This window comes from Leisingera sp. ABD4_442 (assembly GCF_056160905.1).
On record NZ_JBSWYB010000021.1, the window covers coordinates 1 to 16,592 of the forward strand.

General features: G+C 61.2%; 16 protein-coding genes. 8 read left to right on the forward strand and 8 right to left on the reverse strand.

Annotated elements, in window-relative coordinates; all coding sequences use genetic code 11:
* Window positions 1-195: 195 nt before the first annotated feature.
* A complete protein-coding gene (locus tag ACXAHG_RS15175; protein WP_475044955.1) occupies window positions 196-333 on the reverse strand; it encodes a hypothetical protein in 138 nt (45 codons plus the stop codon).
* Between the two features lie 735 nt (window positions 334-1,068).
* On the opposite strand from ACXAHG_RS15175, the gene ACXAHG_RS15180 reads away from it, so the two are divergent.
* On the forward strand, window positions 1,069-1,347 hold the full coding sequence (locus ACXAHG_RS15180; RefSeq protein WP_475044956.1) for a hypothetical protein: 279 nt from the start codon (window positions 1,069-1,071) through the stop codon (window positions 1,345-1,347).
* A 653-nt stretch (window positions 1,348-2,000) separates the two neighbouring features.
* Here the strand turns inward: ACXAHG_RS15180 and ACXAHG_RS15185 are convergent.
* Together ACXAHG_RS15185 and ACXAHG_RS15190 are read right to left on the reverse strand one after the other, a co-directional pair.
* Complete coding sequence (locus ACXAHG_RS15185) at window positions 2,001-3,098, reverse strand: DegT/DnrJ/EryC1/StrS family aminotransferase (RefSeq protein WP_475058589.1); 1,098 nt, start codon at window positions 3,096-3,098, stop codon at window positions 2,001-2,003.
* Window positions 3,095-3,550, reverse strand: a complete 456-nt coding sequence (locus tag ACXAHG_RS15190; protein WP_475058591.1) for a sugar 3,4-ketoisomerase — start codon at window positions 3,548-3,550, stop codon at window positions 3,095-3,097. The genes ACXAHG_RS15185 and ACXAHG_RS15190 overlap by 4 nt, the downstream gene beginning before the upstream one ends.
* Before the next feature lie 66 nt (window positions 3,551-3,616).
* Between ACXAHG_RS15190 and ACXAHG_RS15195 the strand changes: the two genes are divergently transcribed.
* From ACXAHG_RS15195 to ACXAHG_RS15210, 4 genes are all read left to right on the forward strand, one after another.
* A complete protein-coding gene (locus ACXAHG_RS15195; RefSeq protein WP_475044961.1) occupies window positions 3,617-4,291 on the forward strand; it encodes a NeuD/PglB/VioB family sugar acetyltransferase in 675 nt (224 codons plus the stop codon).
* Window positions 4,292-4,361: 70 nt separating this feature from the next.
* The gene (locus ACXAHG_RS15200; protein WP_475058593.1) at window positions 4,362-5,222 is read left to right on the forward strand and encodes a hypothetical protein; all 861 of its coding nucleotides are present in this window, start codon (window positions 4,362-4,364) and stop codon (window positions 5,220-5,222) included.
* Between the two features lie 3 nt (window positions 5,223-5,225).
* Window positions 5,226-6,167, forward strand: a complete 942-nt coding sequence (locus ACXAHG_RS15205) for a GNAT family N-acetyltransferase (RefSeq protein ID WP_475058595.1) — start codon at window positions 5,226-5,228, stop codon at window positions 6,165-6,167.
* Between the two features lie 45 nt (window positions 6,168-6,212).
* A complete protein-coding gene (locus ACXAHG_RS15210) occupies window positions 6,213-7,148 on the forward strand; it encodes a glycosyltransferase family 2 protein (protein WP_475058598.1) in 936 nt (311 codons plus the stop codon).
* An 82-nt stretch (window positions 7,149-7,230) separates the two neighbouring features.
* Here ACXAHG_RS15210 and ACXAHG_RS15215 read toward each other — a convergent pair whose 3' ends face one another.
* From ACXAHG_RS15215 to pcaQ, 5 genes are all read right to left on the reverse strand, one after another.
* Window positions 7,231-9,885: a methyl-accepting chemotaxis protein gene (locus ACXAHG_RS15215; protein ID WP_475058601.1), complete on the reverse strand. Its 2,655-nt coding sequence runs from the start codon at window positions 9,883-9,885 to the stop codon at window positions 7,231-7,233.
* 240 nt (window positions 9,886-10,125) lie between these two features.
* Window positions 10,126-10,584 carry a hypothetical protein gene (locus tag ACXAHG_RS15220; RefSeq protein WP_475044969.1) on the reverse strand — a complete coding sequence of 153 codons (459 nt, stop codon included), beginning with the start codon at window positions 10,582-10,584 and terminating at the stop codon, window positions 10,126-10,128.
* A gap of 173 nt (window positions 10,585-10,757) precedes the next feature.
* The gene (locus ACXAHG_RS15225; protein ID WP_475058603.1) at window positions 10,758-12,416 is read right to left on the reverse strand and encodes a transcriptional regulator; all 1,659 of its coding nucleotides are present in this window, start codon (window positions 12,414-12,416) and stop codon (window positions 10,758-10,760) included.
* Between the two features lie 359 nt (window positions 12,417-12,775).
* A complete protein-coding gene (locus tag ACXAHG_RS15230) occupies window positions 12,776-13,687 on the reverse strand; it encodes an MBL fold metallo-hydrolase (RefSeq protein WP_475058606.1) in 912 nt (303 codons plus the stop codon).
* A 132-nt stretch (window positions 13,688-13,819) separates the two neighbouring features.
* Window positions 13,820-14,746 (reverse strand): pca operon transcription factor PcaQ, encoded by a 927-nt coding sequence (pcaQ, locus tag ACXAHG_RS15235; RefSeq protein ID WP_475058608.1) that lies wholly within the window; start codon window positions 14,744-14,746, stop codon window positions 13,820-13,822.
* An 87-nt stretch (window positions 14,747-14,833) separates the two neighbouring features.
* On the opposite strand from pcaQ, the gene pcaC reads away from it, so the two are divergent.
* The 3 genes from pcaC to pcaG are packed head-to-tail and all read left to right on the forward strand — an operon-like array spanning window position 14,834 to window position 16,583.
* Window positions 14,834-15,229 carry a 4-carboxymuconolactone decarboxylase gene (gene pcaC, locus ACXAHG_RS15240; RefSeq protein ID WP_475058611.1) on the forward strand — a complete coding sequence of 132 codons (396 nt, stop codon included), beginning with the start codon at window positions 14,834-14,836 and terminating at the stop codon, window positions 15,227-15,229.
* Complete coding sequence (gene pcaH / locus ACXAHG_RS15245; protein WP_475044978.1) at window positions 15,226-15,963, forward strand: protocatechuate 3,4-dioxygenase subunit beta; 738 nt, start codon at window positions 15,226-15,228, stop codon at window positions 15,961-15,963. Before pcaC ends, pcaH begins: the two co-directional genes overlap by 4 nt.
* Window positions 15,963-16,583, forward strand: coding sequence for a protocatechuate 3,4-dioxygenase subunit alpha (gene pcaG / locus ACXAHG_RS15250; RefSeq protein ID WP_475058615.1), 621 nt, complete (start codon window positions 15,963-15,965; stop codon window positions 16,581-16,583). Before pcaH ends, pcaG begins: the two co-directional genes overlap by 1 nt.
* The last annotated feature ends 9 nt before the right edge of the window (window positions 16,584-16,592 follow it).

Below are 16,592 nucleotides of genomic sequence, written 5' to 3' on the forward strand. Positions count from 1 at the left end.
GCTCCGCGCTTGCCAAGCCCGAGACCGACGATTACCAAAACCAAACCCGCAGACTCTCCTCATGAGCAAGGGACCATCGGGGGGCAGGTCAGGAACAATGGGCCTGCCGAGGGCAGCGTTCGGAACACTTCATCAAGTAGAGGATGAACCGGCACCAACCGTTCGGCAGCATCGGTCTTCAGCAATCTCAGTTGGTTATTCGCCTTCCAATGGTCCGTTCAGTGAGTTGCCGCCCACGCAGTCGTCAAAGACCTCGGTGATCCGGAACAAATGCTCCGGCCAGTCCTCAGACGCGTGGATGACCACGATGGTGCCTTCAGTCAGCTCAGCCATAGCAGAACCGCGATGATGACTAGCCAAACAAGGAACTCGTCTCCCCAAGAAAGCTTGGGCTTAGGAGGCTTGGAGTGCCTGAGGAGCAGAGCAAGTAGTTGATACAGCATGATAAACCTCCGTAGTTGCTATCAATTTAGATACGGAGGGATGCTCGGTTTTAGGGGCTTGCAGTTTCTCTAGTCAGGCGACTCAACTCAATGTCTAAGGGTGTTGCTGCGTACTTCCGATAAGCGCGCGCAGTCTTTGGCCAGCCTTAACGCAGGTATGGAATTATGGTGTCTGTTCCAATCTTGAGGCGAACTATGATGCTTGCGTCCCCTTCCTCCCGCTTCCTGCAAAATGGCGGCCAGTCCGAGTTCACGGTAAGCCTGCAGAGGCTGGGGAGGGTGCTCGGCGCAGTCAGGAATACCGTGATGCTCTCGCAATCGCGCAAGGAAGATTTTCTGACCCCTCAGATGGATTTGGCCCCCAAACTGTTGGGGCTCTGAAAACTGATGCTGATGGAAGGTTTGCTATAAGGTTGCCGCTGTATGATGCTCTTGGCGCTGACGCTGCCAGCCGTGTTGAAGGAGTACAGCGTATTGGGTCACTGAAGAACCCACGGCGTGCCGTGCCGGTGGACTTTTCGAACGCGGTGATTGTTGTCCGCTTTCAATTCCATGTAGACTCAAATGGGAACTATGTTCCCGGTTCAGAGCCGCGCTTGATCACGATGTATCCGGAGGCAAGCAAATGAAAGAAATAGAAAAATTTGAGGGTTTTATCTTCTTCAACCTATCCGGAGACTCGTTTGATGCCAGGTTTCTGCGCAATCTGGCGATGAACGATGGCATGCGGCGAGACGCCTGGCGCACTGCCTTTGAGTGGGTTCTGAAGAACCGGCCTTACAGCGCTCAGGAATGGGAAGATCAGCACAACTCCTCCTTTGACACCGATGACGAACTATACGCGCACCTTGGGGCAGTCTTTGAGTACGTTTTCAACCGGGGACCAAAAGATTTCAAGTTCTGATCAAGCCGTCGCAAGGGTTCCCGTCTTCTAACGCAATGGGCCTCCATTAAGAAGCAATTCTCCCCCAACCACACCGCCCCTCGCCACCACCGGGTCTCCACCGTCACGCTCTCGATGGCAGCGGCTTGGACACGTTGCGTCTCCACTTGCTGCTCCGCCCAATGGCCATAACCCAAAATAGCCACGGGAACAGCAACGAGGAGGCCTAGCAGAACTTTGTTCGCTATGAGCCTGTCGATGTAGTCACCAAGGTTCGCCAAGAAATAAGAAAACGCCCACATCGGTCAATCTCCCTTAATAATATGCGCCTGCGCGGCAAAACCGCCCCCCGGTTTCGCTGCCTGTTCTTTCCGTACGATTTCAGCGTGCCGACAAGGCCGCTTTCCCATGGCTAGATATCCAGCTGGCATTTGCAGCCGTCGAAGAGAGCAGCAGCCTGCGGAATTGTTTCCGAGCGGGTGATATAGACTTCACCCCTCGGAAAAGCCCCGCTTACCTTTCACCCATACCACGGCCGGCCAGGATGATGCGGAGCTGATAGGATTGCTGCCGCCTGAAACTCCCCCGAGCCACTAACCGCAGGCGTTTGCCCTGACGGCACGCCAGCGTTCAGCCCCTGCGTTGCAGCTTTTGGCTCCGCGATGCCGGACAGATCAGACGAGCTTTAGAACCTGTTCGACGACATAATCCGTCTGGGCGCTGGTCTGGGCCGGGCCAATCGGCAGGCTGATGACCTCTGACGCCAGTTTCTCCGACAAGGGGAAAGCCCCCTGCCCGTATCCGAGTCCCGCGTAGGCGCCTTGAAGATGCGGCGGTTTGGGATAGTGGATGACGGTGCCGATGCCCGCCGTTTCCAGACGGGCCCGGAAGGCATCACGCTCCGGGTGCCGCACCACGAAAAGATGCCAGACCGGGTCCGCCCATTGCGGAACCGCCGGCAGCACCAGGCTGGATCCGGACAGCGCATCCAGATACCGGGTGGCAATAGCCTGACGCCGGGCATTCCAGCCGTCAAGAACCTGCAGCTTCACTTGCAAAGCCGCCGCCTGCATTGGGTCCAGGCGGCTGTTCTGACCAGTAAGCTCATGCTCGTATTTGACCGCAGATCCATAGTTTCGCAGCATCTCAACCCGCGCGGCCAATTGCGCGGAGCTGGTTGTAAAGCCGCCGCCGTCCCCCAGCGCCCCCAGGTTTTTACCTGGATAGAAGCTCCAGCAGGCCGCCTCGCCGAAACTGCCGATCCGTTTGCCCTTGTACTTTGCACCATGTGCCTGGGCCGCGTCTTCGAGCAGATGCAGCCCATGCTTCTCCGCAAGCGCCAGCAGCGGGTCCATATCTGCAGGCTGCCCGTAAAGATGAACAGGGATGATCGCCCTTGTTTGCGGTGTGATAGCTGCTGCAACGGCCACTGGATCGATGTTGTGGGTATCCTCCAGCGGCTCAACCGGAACAATACGGGCACCGCAAAAACTGACCGCGAGCCAGGTAGCGATATAGGTGTTGGCAGGCACGATCACCTCGTCGCCCGGGCCAATCCCCATCGCCCTCAATGCCAGTATCAGCGCATCCAGGCCGTTGCCGGTGCCCCGGCAAAAACCCGCGCCGGTGTAACCGGCAAACGCCGCCTCAAAGGCTTCGACCTCAGGGCCAAGGATGAAATAGCCCGACCGCGCAACCCGCAGCACGGCACTTTCCAGCCGTTCCTGGATCTCCGCATGAGCCCCCGCGATATCAAGAAAGGGAACCTTCATGACACCGCACCTGCGGCGGCTTTGAATTCATCATAGTCGCGGATATAATCTGCCTCATCATAGACCTCTGAGGTCAGCACCATACAAACCGCCCCAGAGGAAAAATTGTCCAGATAGCGCCACATCATCGGACAGACATAAAGCCCGTAATAAGAGCGGTTCAGATGGAACCGCTTGGTCTTTAACCCGTCATCAAGCAGGATGTCGAAGCTGCCGGACATGCAGATGATGAACTGATGCAGCGCCTTATGCGCATGCTCGCCGCGGTCGGCCCCGCCCGGAACATCATAGAGGTAATAGACCCGCTTGATGTCAAAGGGGATGTGATTGCTGCCCTCGACAAAGGTCAGGTTGCCCCGCACATCGGTAATCTTGGGCAAGTCAATGATTTTGCAGTCGGTCAGAGGCACGGAAACCGCCTTCGCATTTGAATGTCCCTTGTGTATATGCATATCTGAACCGGACCAGCAAGCAGCGCCGCCGCCGCGGCCGCCTCAATCAAGGACAGCGCCCCTCCCATGAGCAAAAAGCTACTGATCATCGGTGCGGGTGAATTCGCCGACATCGCCTATGAGTATTTCACCGTGGACAGCGCCTACGAGGTTGCGGGCTTTGCTGTGGAATCTGAGTATCTGACGGAAACGGAGAAATTCGGCCTTCCCGTGGTGGCCCTGGAAACAGCCGATACGGTTTTCCCAGCCGCTGCGGTGGAGGCCCATGTGGCCGTGACCTCGACCAAACTGAACCGGGTCCGGGCACGGCTGATTGGGATCGCCCGCAGCAAAGGGTACACCCTGGCTAATTTCATCAGCCCCCGGGCCATGGTCTGGCGAACGGCCGAACTGGGCGACAACGTCTTTATTTTCGAGAACAATGTCGTGCAGCACGGGGTCACAATCGAAAGCGGCTGTGTGCTGTGGTCGGGCAATCATATCGGTCACCAGACCCGGATCCGCGAGCACTGCTTCCTGTCCTCCCACGTGGTTGTTTCGGGATATTGCGACATCGGCGCAAGCAGTTTTGTCGGGGTCAATGCAGCCTTTGCGGACAATGTTAAAACCGGCGACGACGGCTTTGTCGGGATGGCAGCGGTCGTCAACAAGAGCTTCGACACCCCTGGCCTGATCCTAAACGGCAACCCGGCGGAACCGGCCAAAGTGTCGTCTTACCGCTATTTCAGAATAAAGCCGTAAGATGGGCTGGGTTAAAAAAGGCCTGGTGTTCAGTCCGGACGGGAGCCGTACTTGGGCCCGGCATTCCTTCATGACCCCCTGCCCCTGGCAGCGGGATCCGGACACCATCCGTCTGTTTGGCGGCATGCGCGACGATCAGGGCATCAGCCGGATCGGCTGGGTGGATGTGGATGCGGCTGATCCGCTGCGGGTCCAGGCCGTGTCCGAAGATCCAGTAATCGACCTCGGCGCACCCGGAATGTTCGACGACAACGGCATGATCCTGGGTGATATTCTGGAAGTCTCCGCAGATGAGCTGCGGATGTATTACGTCGGCTTCCAGCTGGTGGAGAAGGCCAAGTTCCTGGCATTTACCGGACTGGCCGTCAGCCGCGACCGCGGCAACAGCTTTGAGCGGGTGCAGGAGACACCGGTCATCGACCGCTGCCCCGAAGGCGCCTTTATCGGTGCGCTGCATTCCATTTCGCCGCTGCCGGACGGTTCCTCCTACCGGGCCTGGATCTCCCGCGGCTTCGGCTGGCAGGACATCGGCGGGCGGCTGTACCCGGCCTATGATTGCTGGACCCTGACCAGCAGCGACGGGCTGCGCTTTGATAACGCCGCAGCCCAGCGGATCATCCCCCCTGCCGCGCAGGAATACCGCATTGGCCGCCCCCGTGCGAACCAGCTGCCGGACGGTACCTGGGAGCTACGGGCAACCTCCGACACCCTGTCCAAGCAATACGAAAGCTTCCGCTTCACCTCGCCCGACGGGGTGCAGTTCACCCGCACCTCGGACCTGGAACTGCCGCGTGGCGAAGCCGGAGCCTGGGACGGCGAGATGACCTGCTACCCCGCACGCATCGACACGCCTCAGGGCCGCAGCTATCTGTTCTACAACGGCAACAACATGGGCGCGACCGGCGTCGGCGTTGCCGTGCTGGAGGATTGATCTGTGGCCATTGAGGTTCAGCGCTATGCGGCTGAGGAAGCCAGCCAATGGGATGCTTTTGTCGAAGCGTCGAAAAATGGCACCTTCCTGCTGCAGCGTGGTTTCATGGATTATCACGCCGACAGGTTTCAGGATCATTCGCTGATGATCCGCGAAAACGGGAACTTGCTTGCTGTGATGCCTGCCAACGCCGATGGCGCAGTTCTGAACTCCCACGGCGGGCTCACCTATGGCGGCGTGATCTCCGGCGCAAAGATGAGCGCGGAACGGATGCTGCATGTGTTTGACGCGCTGGCAGACTACCTGCCTGCCGCCGGGTTCAGCGAAGTAAACTACAAGGCAATTCCCTACATTTACCACAGCCAGCCGGCTGACGAGGACATCTATGCGCTGTTCCGTCATGGGGCCTTAGCTGTTCGCACAGATATCTCGGCGACAATCGCGGTGCCGCGCCGCCTGCCCTTTGGCAGCGGCAAAAAGGACGGCCTGCGCAAGGCCCGCAAAGCAGGCCTCGACGTTCGCGAAAGCAGCGATTGGAGCGCCTGCTGGGCGCTGCTAACCCAGGTGCTGGGCGACCGCCACAACGCACGCCCCGTGCACAGCGAGGCAGAAATCCGGTTGCTGGCCGGCCGGTTCCCCGACCGGATCCGCCTGTTTGGCGCTTTTGACGGCGAACAGATGGTTTCCGCCCTCGTGATCTTCGATTGCAGCCAAACTGTGCACGTCCAATACATCGCCTCCTCGGATCGCGGCCGCCGGCACGGCGGCGTCGACCTGATTGTTCACGCGCTGCTGGAGGGCGAATACGCCGGGCGGGCGTGGTTCGACTTTGGCATTTCAACGACCGATCAAGGCCATGTGTTGAACGCCGGCCTCGCCAAGCAAAAAGAAATGTTCGGCGCCCGCAGCTCGGTGTATCAGCAGTTCCGCTGGCAGCTTGCCTGACGCGGGCAGCCGGACGGCTGGTCCGGATGATAAAGAGGACATTCAATGACGCAGACACCCGCCGCCAGCTTCATTCTGCTGTCCTACTGCCAGCAGGACACCATCGCCGGGTCGGTGCAATCGCTGCTGCAACAGGACTGCGAGCCGATCGAGATCATCATTTCGGATGACGCCTCCACCGATGAAACCTTTGCAATCATCCAGGCGCTGGCAGAGGAGTATACCGGCCCGCACCGGATCGTAGCCCGGCGCAATGAGGCCAACATGGGTGTCAACCGGCACATCGAACAGGCCATCGCGCTGGCCAGCTCGGATCTGATGATCTGGACCGCCGGCGACGACCGGAACGCCCCCAACCGGGCGCAGCGGATCATCGACAGCCACCGGCAAACCGGTGCCAAACTGTTCTATTCGGATGCGGAAACCGTGGACCCGGCTGGGCAGCCCGGCGAGGACGCCTACCGCCGGGCGCTGTTTTACAAGGACTTCACAACCGCGGATGCCGCCACGTCTTTTTCCCTCTACCTGGGTGCAACGGCAGCCTGGCACAAGGATCTGTACCGCAAATACGGCGGCTTCCCCAAGGAGCGCGCCTATGAGGATCTGATCCTTGGCTTCCGCGCCGCGCTGGAAGACGCCTTGCATTACATCCCCGAAAAGCTGGTGATCTACAAAGAGGACGTCGGCATCTCAGCCCAGCTGACCAAGAAAGTCAGCCCCCTATCCAACCAGGAGCGCCGCACAAGAATGCTGCAGGGCCAGCTCGCGGTTCTGGAACAGAGGCTGAAAGATGCCCGGAACTTTGGACTGGCGGAGGACGCGCTGGTGGTCAAAAATATGACACAGGCAGCCGGTAAGATCTGCGCCCGGCTGGACTCCTACGAGGGGCTCGGCAAGGTGCTGTTCAGCAGGTCTTATGGCTGGAACGCCAAGCTTCAGGGGATCGCCAGCGAGGGCTTGCGCAGGCTGCGCAACAGGTAACGCCGCAGCGGACCACCCCTGCCCCGCCGACGCCCCGGCTGACCGTCAGAACCGCATCAGGCCCTATGCCTGGGCCGCGGCCTCAAGCCTGCAGGCGCCAAGGCTCTTCCTGGCCAATCTCCTCTGCAGCGGGCTGGCCAGCGCCACCTGCAGCATTTGTGCGGAAAGCCCCAATTGCGCCAGCCATCGCCTGAGCTTCCTTGGACAAGCCCAGGCTGGAAGACGTCACCTCTTCGAACAGCCCGGCGTTGCGCGTCGTCGCATCGTCAAGATTGGACATGGCCGAGTTGATCTCCTGCAGGCTGCCGGACTGTTCCGAGGACGCTTGCGAAATGGTCTTCATCAGATCGGCAGCACTGGCAACCGACGCCGAGATCTCGCTGATCGCTGTCTGGGTCTGCGCCACCAGTTCCGCACCAAGCTCTACATTCTGACCCGACTCGTCCACCAGCGCCGCAATTTCCGTCGCCGCCTCTTTGGAACGGTGGGCAAGGGTGCGCACTTCGGATGCAACGACCGCAAATCCCTTGCCGACGCTCCCCGCCCGCGCGGCCTCTACCCCGGCGTTCAGCGCCAGCAGGTTGGTCTGCTGGGCAATGGCTTCGATCATACCGATAATCCGCGAGATCTTTTCGGAACTTTCCTTGATGGCTTCCATCGCACCATAGGTCCGCTTGACCACCTCGATACTTTCGCTGGCGTTCTGGCGCGCAGCCTCCACCGATGCAGAGGCCTCCCCCGACGCCTTCGCCGTTCCACTGATCGACACCGACAGCTGATTGACGGCTGCTGCGGTGCCGGCCAACGTTTGCGCCGTGCGCTCCGAGCGTTCAGACAGATCATGCGACGCGGCTGAGATTTCGGTACTGCCCCCCGCAATGGACTGACCGCTGACGCTGAGACTGCTGATGGAGGCTTCCAGTTTTTCCAGCGCTGCGTTGAAATCGTCCCGCAGCTTGGCATAACCCTCCCCCATGTCTTCGTGGATCCGTATCGTCAGATCGCCCTGCGACAACCGTTCCAGCCCGTCGCCGATGGCCGTCACCGCTGCGGCCTGTTCCGCAAGCCTGGCATTGCGCTCCTCTTCGGCCGCGGCTTCAACCTCCGCCTTTTCGACCAGCCCGTCCCGGAACACCGACAGCGCCGTGGCAATCCGGTAGATTTCGCTGCTGGAGCGCTCATACCCATTCACCGGGCGCAGGTTGCCCGCTGCCAGCCGTTCCGTGGTGCCGCTGATATCCGCCAGCGGGCGCAGGATGAGCATCCGCGTCAGCACCAGCGCCCCAAGGAACACGGCCACAGAGACCGCCGCCAGGATCTGCAACTGCCGCTGGGCCGCCGACACATCACTGGCAAGACCATCTGCGATGGAGGCGATCTCCTGCCGGCTTTCAGCCCCCAGTCCAGCTGCGTGCTGGGAAAACTCCAGCATGGCCGCCACGGTTGCCTGAGACGCTGCCGCTGCCGCTGCGGAGGCTTCGAGCGATGCCACCTTGAACACCGGGAGCCCTTCGGACGGATCCGCAAGAACCGTGATGCCTTTCAGCTCCGCCTCCAGCACCCCGCCGCCAAAGGCGATGTAGCCCTGCAGGGCCTTGGCCGCCTTTTGAAGGGGCGCCGCAGCTGCGTTTGCAGCACTGATATCAGAAGCGGCAGCCACTTCCAGCGACGCAATCTGAAAGGCGCTGATCCAGCCATTGACCTCCAGCAGCTGCTGCAGGACTCCGACCTGATTGTCCAGCAGCCCTTGAATGGCCGTCCGGTTGTCGGCACTGGCCTGGGTCGCTGCAACCGACAGGGTGAACACCATCCGCTCCATTGCCTGGGTCAAGGGGCGCACACTTGCGTTCCGGGCGCTCAGCACCGCTTTGCGGCTGTCCTTCAGCTCCTTGCGGCTGGCCGACAGCGTCGAGCGGAACAACTCAACCCCTTCGCGGACTTTCTTGGCACGGAAAGCGTCCAGCCCCAGTTCGTCAAGGCGGTTCAGCACCGGTTCCAGTCGTTTCAGCGCCTCATTCGCCATCTTCTTGAGCGCCCGCTTCGTCGGCACGTCGCGCACATGGCCCAGCGCCAGCGCTGCCCCGGACAGAACGCTGATGTCCGCCCTGGCCTCCAGCAGGATCTGCAAACTGCCGAACTGCTGCTCTACAAGGTTGTTCAGCACCTCGTCGACCTGACCAATCGTATCTTCACCACCCGCCATCAGGCTGTCACTGGCTTCCGAGGCCACCTTGACGAGCTTCGCCTGCAAGGCCTGACTGAGCGTTTGCAAGCTGGCGGTCTGGGTATCAATCCAGGCCTGGTTGCGGAAGGCACCCTTGCGGGCAGCAATCAGATTGCTGAGCATTTCAGACGCTGCCACCGCCTCTGGCTTGAACATCGCCTGATCCGCAGCCGGCAGACCAGCGACGCTGTCTTCCAAATGCGCAACAGCTGCAGCCGCCTCTTCCTCTGCTTTTGCAAGCGCCTCTGCAGAATCGGCCTGAAGAACCCCGATCATGGCATCCTTGGCCCGGCCTGCTGCCTTAACCAGACGGCCGCTCAACTCCAGTTGCGGCACTTTCTGACCGGTCAGAACCTCCATCTGGCGGCCTGTCTGGGCAAAAACCAGGGTGACCAGAACCCCGCCAACCGCCAAGGCACCCCCCATCGCCATCAGGATCAGCGTGATCTTGGCGCCAATGCTTGAAAACAGCCGGAAACCACGTTTGCCGGAAACGTTCTTCTTTGCAGTCATATTTTCACCCAGGGCATCCGCCCGTCTTGCTTTCCTGGTCCGGCGTTCAGCCGGCACCGCTGCCGCAACCGGGCAAACCAGGCCTTCGATGGTGCAAAGCCGCTGCCGCACAGCCGCCCGCGTCTCCCGGATAGAAGGGCCGGAAGAACGTTAAAAAGGCATGAGCGGCTGAAAGGAAATCTATTGGATTTTAGTGATCATCTGCCACCAGTGCTCATCCGGCCTGCAGTTTATGCATCATCAGTCTGCAACCGCCAGGCGCTGAGCGGCGTGAAGCGGCAAGCTGGCCGTCTGACCATCGGGACGGTAGCCCGCCAAAGGATCAAAAACATGCCGTATCTTTCCGCCCTGGCGGGAGGCTGACAGCAGCACAGGCCGGCCATTAACCTGCTCGCCGGACACGGTGACAGGCAAGGTGCCGGTCAGCCAGCCGCCATAGCTGACAGCGCCGCTTGGGCTACGGATCACAATCTCAAAATAATCCACCGCGGCCATCCTGAAAATCAGGTCTGGCGCTTCGCCGGGCTGACCGCCCAGATGCTCAACCGTCAACTCAGCGCCAATCAGGTTCTGAACCGAATACCCCCAGCGCTGCATGAAATCTTCCACGACATCAAGAATGTCCTGTGTCCGCTCCTCTGGCAGCACATGCTGGCCGAACTCTGAGAACCGCCGCTCAAAGGCAAGACTTTCCGCCAAACCGCCCCCTGCCGCCCGTTAGCGGGCTGGCTGTTGTTTCTATTGCTCAATTAATAAAAGCCTAGCAGACTTCAGTGAATTGCAGCGCAAAAGATGGATTTTTGACACATGTTACATCACGTCACGCCGCCAGCGTCCGCCTGACGGCCCCATCGCAGCGCTGCGGCGGCCGCTTATTCAGGCACCCCGGCCCGGCGCAGCGCAGAGGCCCACTCCTGCCCCGCCGGGCTCATGGCTGCCGGGTTGTCGCGCTGGAATTGCGACAGGCAGAATTCAGGCGCCGCCTCCAGCAGCTGCTGGACGGTGCTGCGGGCTTCCTCTCCGCGCCCCGACATCTGCAAGGCAATCGCCTTGGACCGCAGCGGTCCAGGAAAGGCCCCCTTGGCCTCCAAGGACCGGTCGGCAAGTTCAATCGCCCGGCCAAAATTACGGGCCGACAGGTTGGCAAGCGCGGACAGTGCATCAAAATAGTACCGCTGCGGACCTAATGGTGTCAGACGCCGCGCCGCGTCTGTCATCAAAACCGCCTCATCCGGCATATCCTGATAGGCCAGCGTCGCCCCTTTCAGCAGCAGGGCAAGCGCTTCGTTCGGGTTGTCGCGCAAGGCCAGATCATAGGCATCCTGGGCCAGATCGAACCGGAAGGTCAGATGGCTGGAAATATGCCCCTTGAGGGTATGCGCCAGCGAGAAACCCGGCGCGGCCTCAATTGCCGCCCCAGCCATGCTGTTGGCCAGGCGGCAGTCCTCCTCCCGGTTTGGGGACAGGCCCTTTTCAACCCGCATGACATGCCAGAACCCCATCCAGGTCAGAGGCAGCACATGATCCGGCTCCCGTTCCAGCAAATAGGACAGGATCTCATGCGCCCTTTGAAATTTCGCAGCGTCCATTTCCTGCATCAGCGAAATCGCCGCCATCAGCAAAGTGTGGCTTTCTAACGCCGCAAGCGGCTTGAAATCTGCCAGACGGACGGCCTCACCCGTTGCGGTCTGGCCGATCTGCTGGGTTGCATTGCGCAGCACCGCACTGTGCCCAGCGATCAACCCCTCGACCGATCCCTCGAAACTGCGCGACCAGATCACCTTTTCGCGCAGAGCATCGTGGAGATCAATCTCGGCACGGAACCGGTCGCCCTCGCAGCTGACCGTGCCCGACACCAGATAATCGACACCCGCCACCGAAGACACTTCGGCCGGGCGCACGGTGTGCGGATCAAACTGGCGCGACGCCAAATAAGAGGTGACCGAGAACGCCCAGCTGCGCGACAAATGCCGGGACAGTTCCTCTGACATCAGCGACCCCAGCGGCTCAGCGGCCTCTCCGGGCGCGCGGTGGACAAAAGGCAGCACCGCGATGGATGGCAGCATGCCTTCAAGAATGACCCGGCCCGGCGAAGACCCAGTCCGAGTTCCAGGACTGGCCGCGCCGCGTGCGAATTCCGCCCGGGTTTCGCCCAGCCAGGCATTGAACACAGCCTCATGCGGCAGTTCAAAGCCTTCCATGAAATCTGCATGGCCCGTGCAGCTGTCCAGCTCCACACGGGTCAGATCCAGGATGACCCGCTCGCGGTTGGCAAATAGAAGCTCTGCCGCTTCCGGGCCCAGATGGCGCCGCAGCGTGGACAACGCCGTGCGCAGGCTTGCCTTGGCCTGTTCAGGCTGCGCCAGGCACCACAAAGTCTTCTCCAGAAACGCCCGCGTCCGGATCCCTCCATCCGCAGTTGATAGCAGTGCCAGCAGCGCCTGATGCTTTGCTCCTAGCTGAACAGCGGTTCCATCCGCACGAAAAACACCGAAAGCACCAAAACGGCAGATCTTGAGGAATACAGACATCCGTCAACCCCACAATAAGCGTGATACACCTGAGATTAAATCACCATCATATTGCATTGCGTGTATTTATTTTGCAATTAAAGATTGTAAGAATTTCAAAACGACGCAAAATAATCACGCAACCGCCGGGAAAGCCATCACTCGCGCAGCGTACCTGGAATTGCGAAGCGCCGCAACAAAAGGGCGCCGCCGGCGGGCCACTCCTGAACTCACGCATTGCGGGCATTTTCAGACATGCGCCACGCGCACCCTGTTTGCGCACAGGTAACATACAATTACCAAGCATTCCGAAACTCAACCCAAACGGCAGCAGTGCAGCACAATCACGGAACGTGCTGCGCGGCCTGTCACCCGGCAGCCTATGCCCCTGCAGAAAACCTGTAGCTCGTCCCGTTCCGCTCCACCCGGCCGATACCGCCTTGCGGGAAGTGATACCCGATCACACGCATCTGCTCCGCGGCTAGCCGGTCCAGCAGACGAAGCCGCGTCTGTGCCGCCGCCTGCGGATCCTGGTCTGCCCCCACGGCTCTCTCCGGCTCGGCAAGACTGACATGATGGTTGCCAATAGCATCACCCAAAACCATAACGCTTTCGCTGCCCTCGCGGATTTCAAAGGACATGTGGCCCGGCGTATGGCCCGGAGTGGCAACCGCTGCCACGCCCGGCAGGATCTCCTCACCGCCCCGGAACAGCTGTATCCGGTCCTCCAGGATCTCCATGCGGCGGCGGGCGCCTGCCGCCATGGCCGCGCGGCCGCCGCCAATCATTTCAGCCGTCGCGGGGTCGAACCAAAACTCCCATTCGCCCTGCCCCATCAAGAAGGCTGCCTGGGGGAACAGCAGGTCATCAAAATCGTCCAGCACCCCCCACAGGTGATCGGGATGGCAATGGGTAAAGACAACATGGGTCACATCCTCCGGCGACAGGCCTATGGCCGCCAAGGCGTCGGGCAATCCGCCTGCGCTGTCCTGGAACCCCGGCCCGGCGCCTGCATCGAACAAGACAACCCGGCCCTCCTCCTTCAGCAGCGTTACATTCACTGCCGGTGTCAGCGGCCCGGAAGGCAACCCGAACGTCTTCAGCACCTGCTGCAGCGCCTCCGCGTCCAAGCCGGGAAACAAGAAGTCAGGCGGCAAGGTAAGATGGCCATCGGAAACCGTCTCAATCCGCTTGCCGCCCAAACGGAGCTGAGCTGTGCCCCAACCTGACACTGCCGCCGCTGCAAGCCCGGCTGCCGCCGCCAAACCGAAATCACGCCTGCTCAAAGCCATGGCCGTCTCCCTCCTGTGCTGCGTAAATTAAATTCACATATGCGCCTTCGTGAATTATACAGTCAACAAGCGGCCCGAAAACTCCCTTTGTTGCCGCAGCCAGCCCGCTGCGAGGTAAGCGGCCCAGAATCCTTAGGCTAACCCACACGCTGCACAGGTACCCCGCAGAACCGTGCAAAACCGCTGCGCTGGTACGGACAACTGATGCTCCCGCCGTCTGCACAGGCCCACCGGGCCAAGCGTGGCGCCGGTGTCCAGCGGCAATGCTGCCATTGTGCCCGCCTCCAGATCCGGGCGCACCACGCCCTGGCTAATGATCCAGACAGCCCGGTGCTGCAGCACAAACCGGCGCCCAAAGGTCGAAGACACAGTTTCAACCGGGAACCGCGGCATGGTCAGCCCTTGCTCCAGAAACATCCGCTCCACCAGGGGCCGGATGATCGACCCCTCTGAAGGCATCAGCACCGGGTAGTCTTCAAATGCCCCGGGCGTCACATGCGGGGCACCGGCCAGAGGGTGGCCGCTCGCCACCACCGCTGCCACCCGCTCGCGGTACAGGGGGTCAAACTCCACCCCGGCCATGGTCTCAGGCGCGGGCATCCGGCCAACCACAAGGTCCAGCTGCCCCCGGCGCAGCTGATCAATCAGATACTGGTTATCGCCGGACATGACCTTGAACCGGCCCGGCGCGCCGCTGTTGCGCAGCTGCGCCAGCGTGTCCGGCACCAGATCCGCCGCCACCGTGGGCAAGGCGCCAATGGCGACCAGCGGTCCCTCTGCCTCATCCAGCCCACGCAGCAGCGCCACCCCGTCGCGGGCCAGCGCCAGGCTGCGGCCTGCATGGTCGCGGAACAGTTCGCCGTAACTGCTGAGCCGGATGCCGCGTCCGTGTTTCTCCACCAGAGGCTTGCCGCAGACCGCCTCCAGCTCGCGCAGCGCCCGGGTGACTGCGGGCTGGGTCATGCCCAGTGCCTCCGCCGCCTGGGTGACGCTCATCCTGCGGGCCACTTCGACGAAGACCTCCAGATGGCGCAGTTTCAAGGATGAGGAAAAACGCATATCGCTACTGGTATTATTTTATGCCTAATTGAGGATTATACAGATCACTTGCGCTATGCGATACTCTTTCACGACGAGGAGGCCGGAATGACGCAAGACCGTTACAACCGCGGCATGCATGTGCGGCGCCAAGTGCTGGGGGATGCCCATGTGGACCGGGCGGAGGCCGCCAAGACCGCGCTGGACCAGCCATTTCAGGAACTGATCACCGAGGCCGCCTGGGGCACGGTCTGGGCCTCGGACCGGATCAGCTTGCGGGAACGCTCGATGCTGACGCTGGCGCTGCTGGCGGCCACCGGAAATTTCGACGAGATCCCGATGCACATCCGCGCCACCATCCGCACCGGCGCCAGCCGGGAAGACGTGCTGGAGGCCTTCCAGCACGTGGCCATCTATGCCGGGGTGCCGCGGGCCAACCGCGCGCTGAAACTGGCCAAGCAAACCTATGCCGAAATGGAAAGCGAGGGAGGGGAAACCGAATGACCAAGCCACCGCAGCCCGGGGAGTTCTATCAGAGGGACCGCCGCTGGCACCCCCCTGCCCTGTCGCAGGATTACAAGACCTCGGTCACCCGCTCGCCGCAGTTTCCGCTGATCAGCCTGGAGAACACCACCAGCGAAATCACTGGACCGGTGTTCGGCCATAACGACATCGCCCCCGGCGACAACGACCTGCTGCGCAATTTCGCCCAAGCCGGCCAAAGCCCGATCGGCGAACGGATAATCGTGCATGGCCGGGTGCTGGATGAAAACGCGCGCCCGGTGCCGAACACGCTGGTGGAGGTCTGGCAGGCCAATGCCTCAGGCCGCTACCGGCACAAGAAGGACACCTATCTGGGGGCGCTGGACCCGAACTTCGGCGGCTGCGGCCGGACGCTGACGGATGAGAACGGCAGCTACCATTTCCGCACCGTGAAACCCGGCGCCTATCCCTGGCGCAATTGGGTAAACGACTGGCGGCCCGCGCATATCCACATTTCGGTCTTTGGCAGCGGCTTTGCCCAGCGGCTGATCACCCAGCTCTATTTCGAGGGCGACCCGCTGATTGCCCGCTGCCCGATCGTGAACACCATCCCGGATCCGGAGGCGGTGGAGATGCTGGTGGCGCGCCTCGACATGAACGCCACCATCCCGCTGGACACCATCGCCTACCGCTTTGACATCGTGCTGCGCGGGCGGCGGTCCACCCTGTTTGAAAACCGGCTGGAGGGGAATTGATGCGCCAGAAGCTGGACTACCTGAAAGAAACCCCATCGCAGACCGCCGGGCCGTATGTCCATATCGGACTGGCTCCCGGCGCGGCAGGGTTTGAGATCTACGATCAGGAGCTCGGATGGGACATCGCCGGCCCCAACGCCAAAGGCGAACGCATCCGGGTCCAGGGCGTGGTGACCGACGGCACCGGTTCGCCGGTCAAGGACGTGCTGCTGGAGGCCTGGCAAGCCAATGCGGACGGCGTCTATGCTCACCCCGAGCACGCGGGTGAAGTGGAGGAAGGCTTTCGCGGCTGGGGCCGGGTGATCACTGATTTCGAGAGTGGAGAATGGGGGTTTGACACCGTGAAGCCTGGCCCGGTGACGGGCCGGAGCGGCCAGATAATGGCGCCGCATATCAACCTGTGGATCGTGGCGCGCGGCATCAACGTGGGACTGAACACGCGGATCTATTTCGAGGACGAACCCGCGGCCAACGCTGCCGACCCAGTGCTGAATCTGATAGAGTGGGAGCGCCGCCGCGCCACCCTTATCGCCAGCCGCAGTGAGCGGGACGGCCAGACCGTCTACCGGTTCGATATCCGCCTTCAGGGTGAAGATGAGACCGTGTTTTTTGACATCTGAAGGGGAATT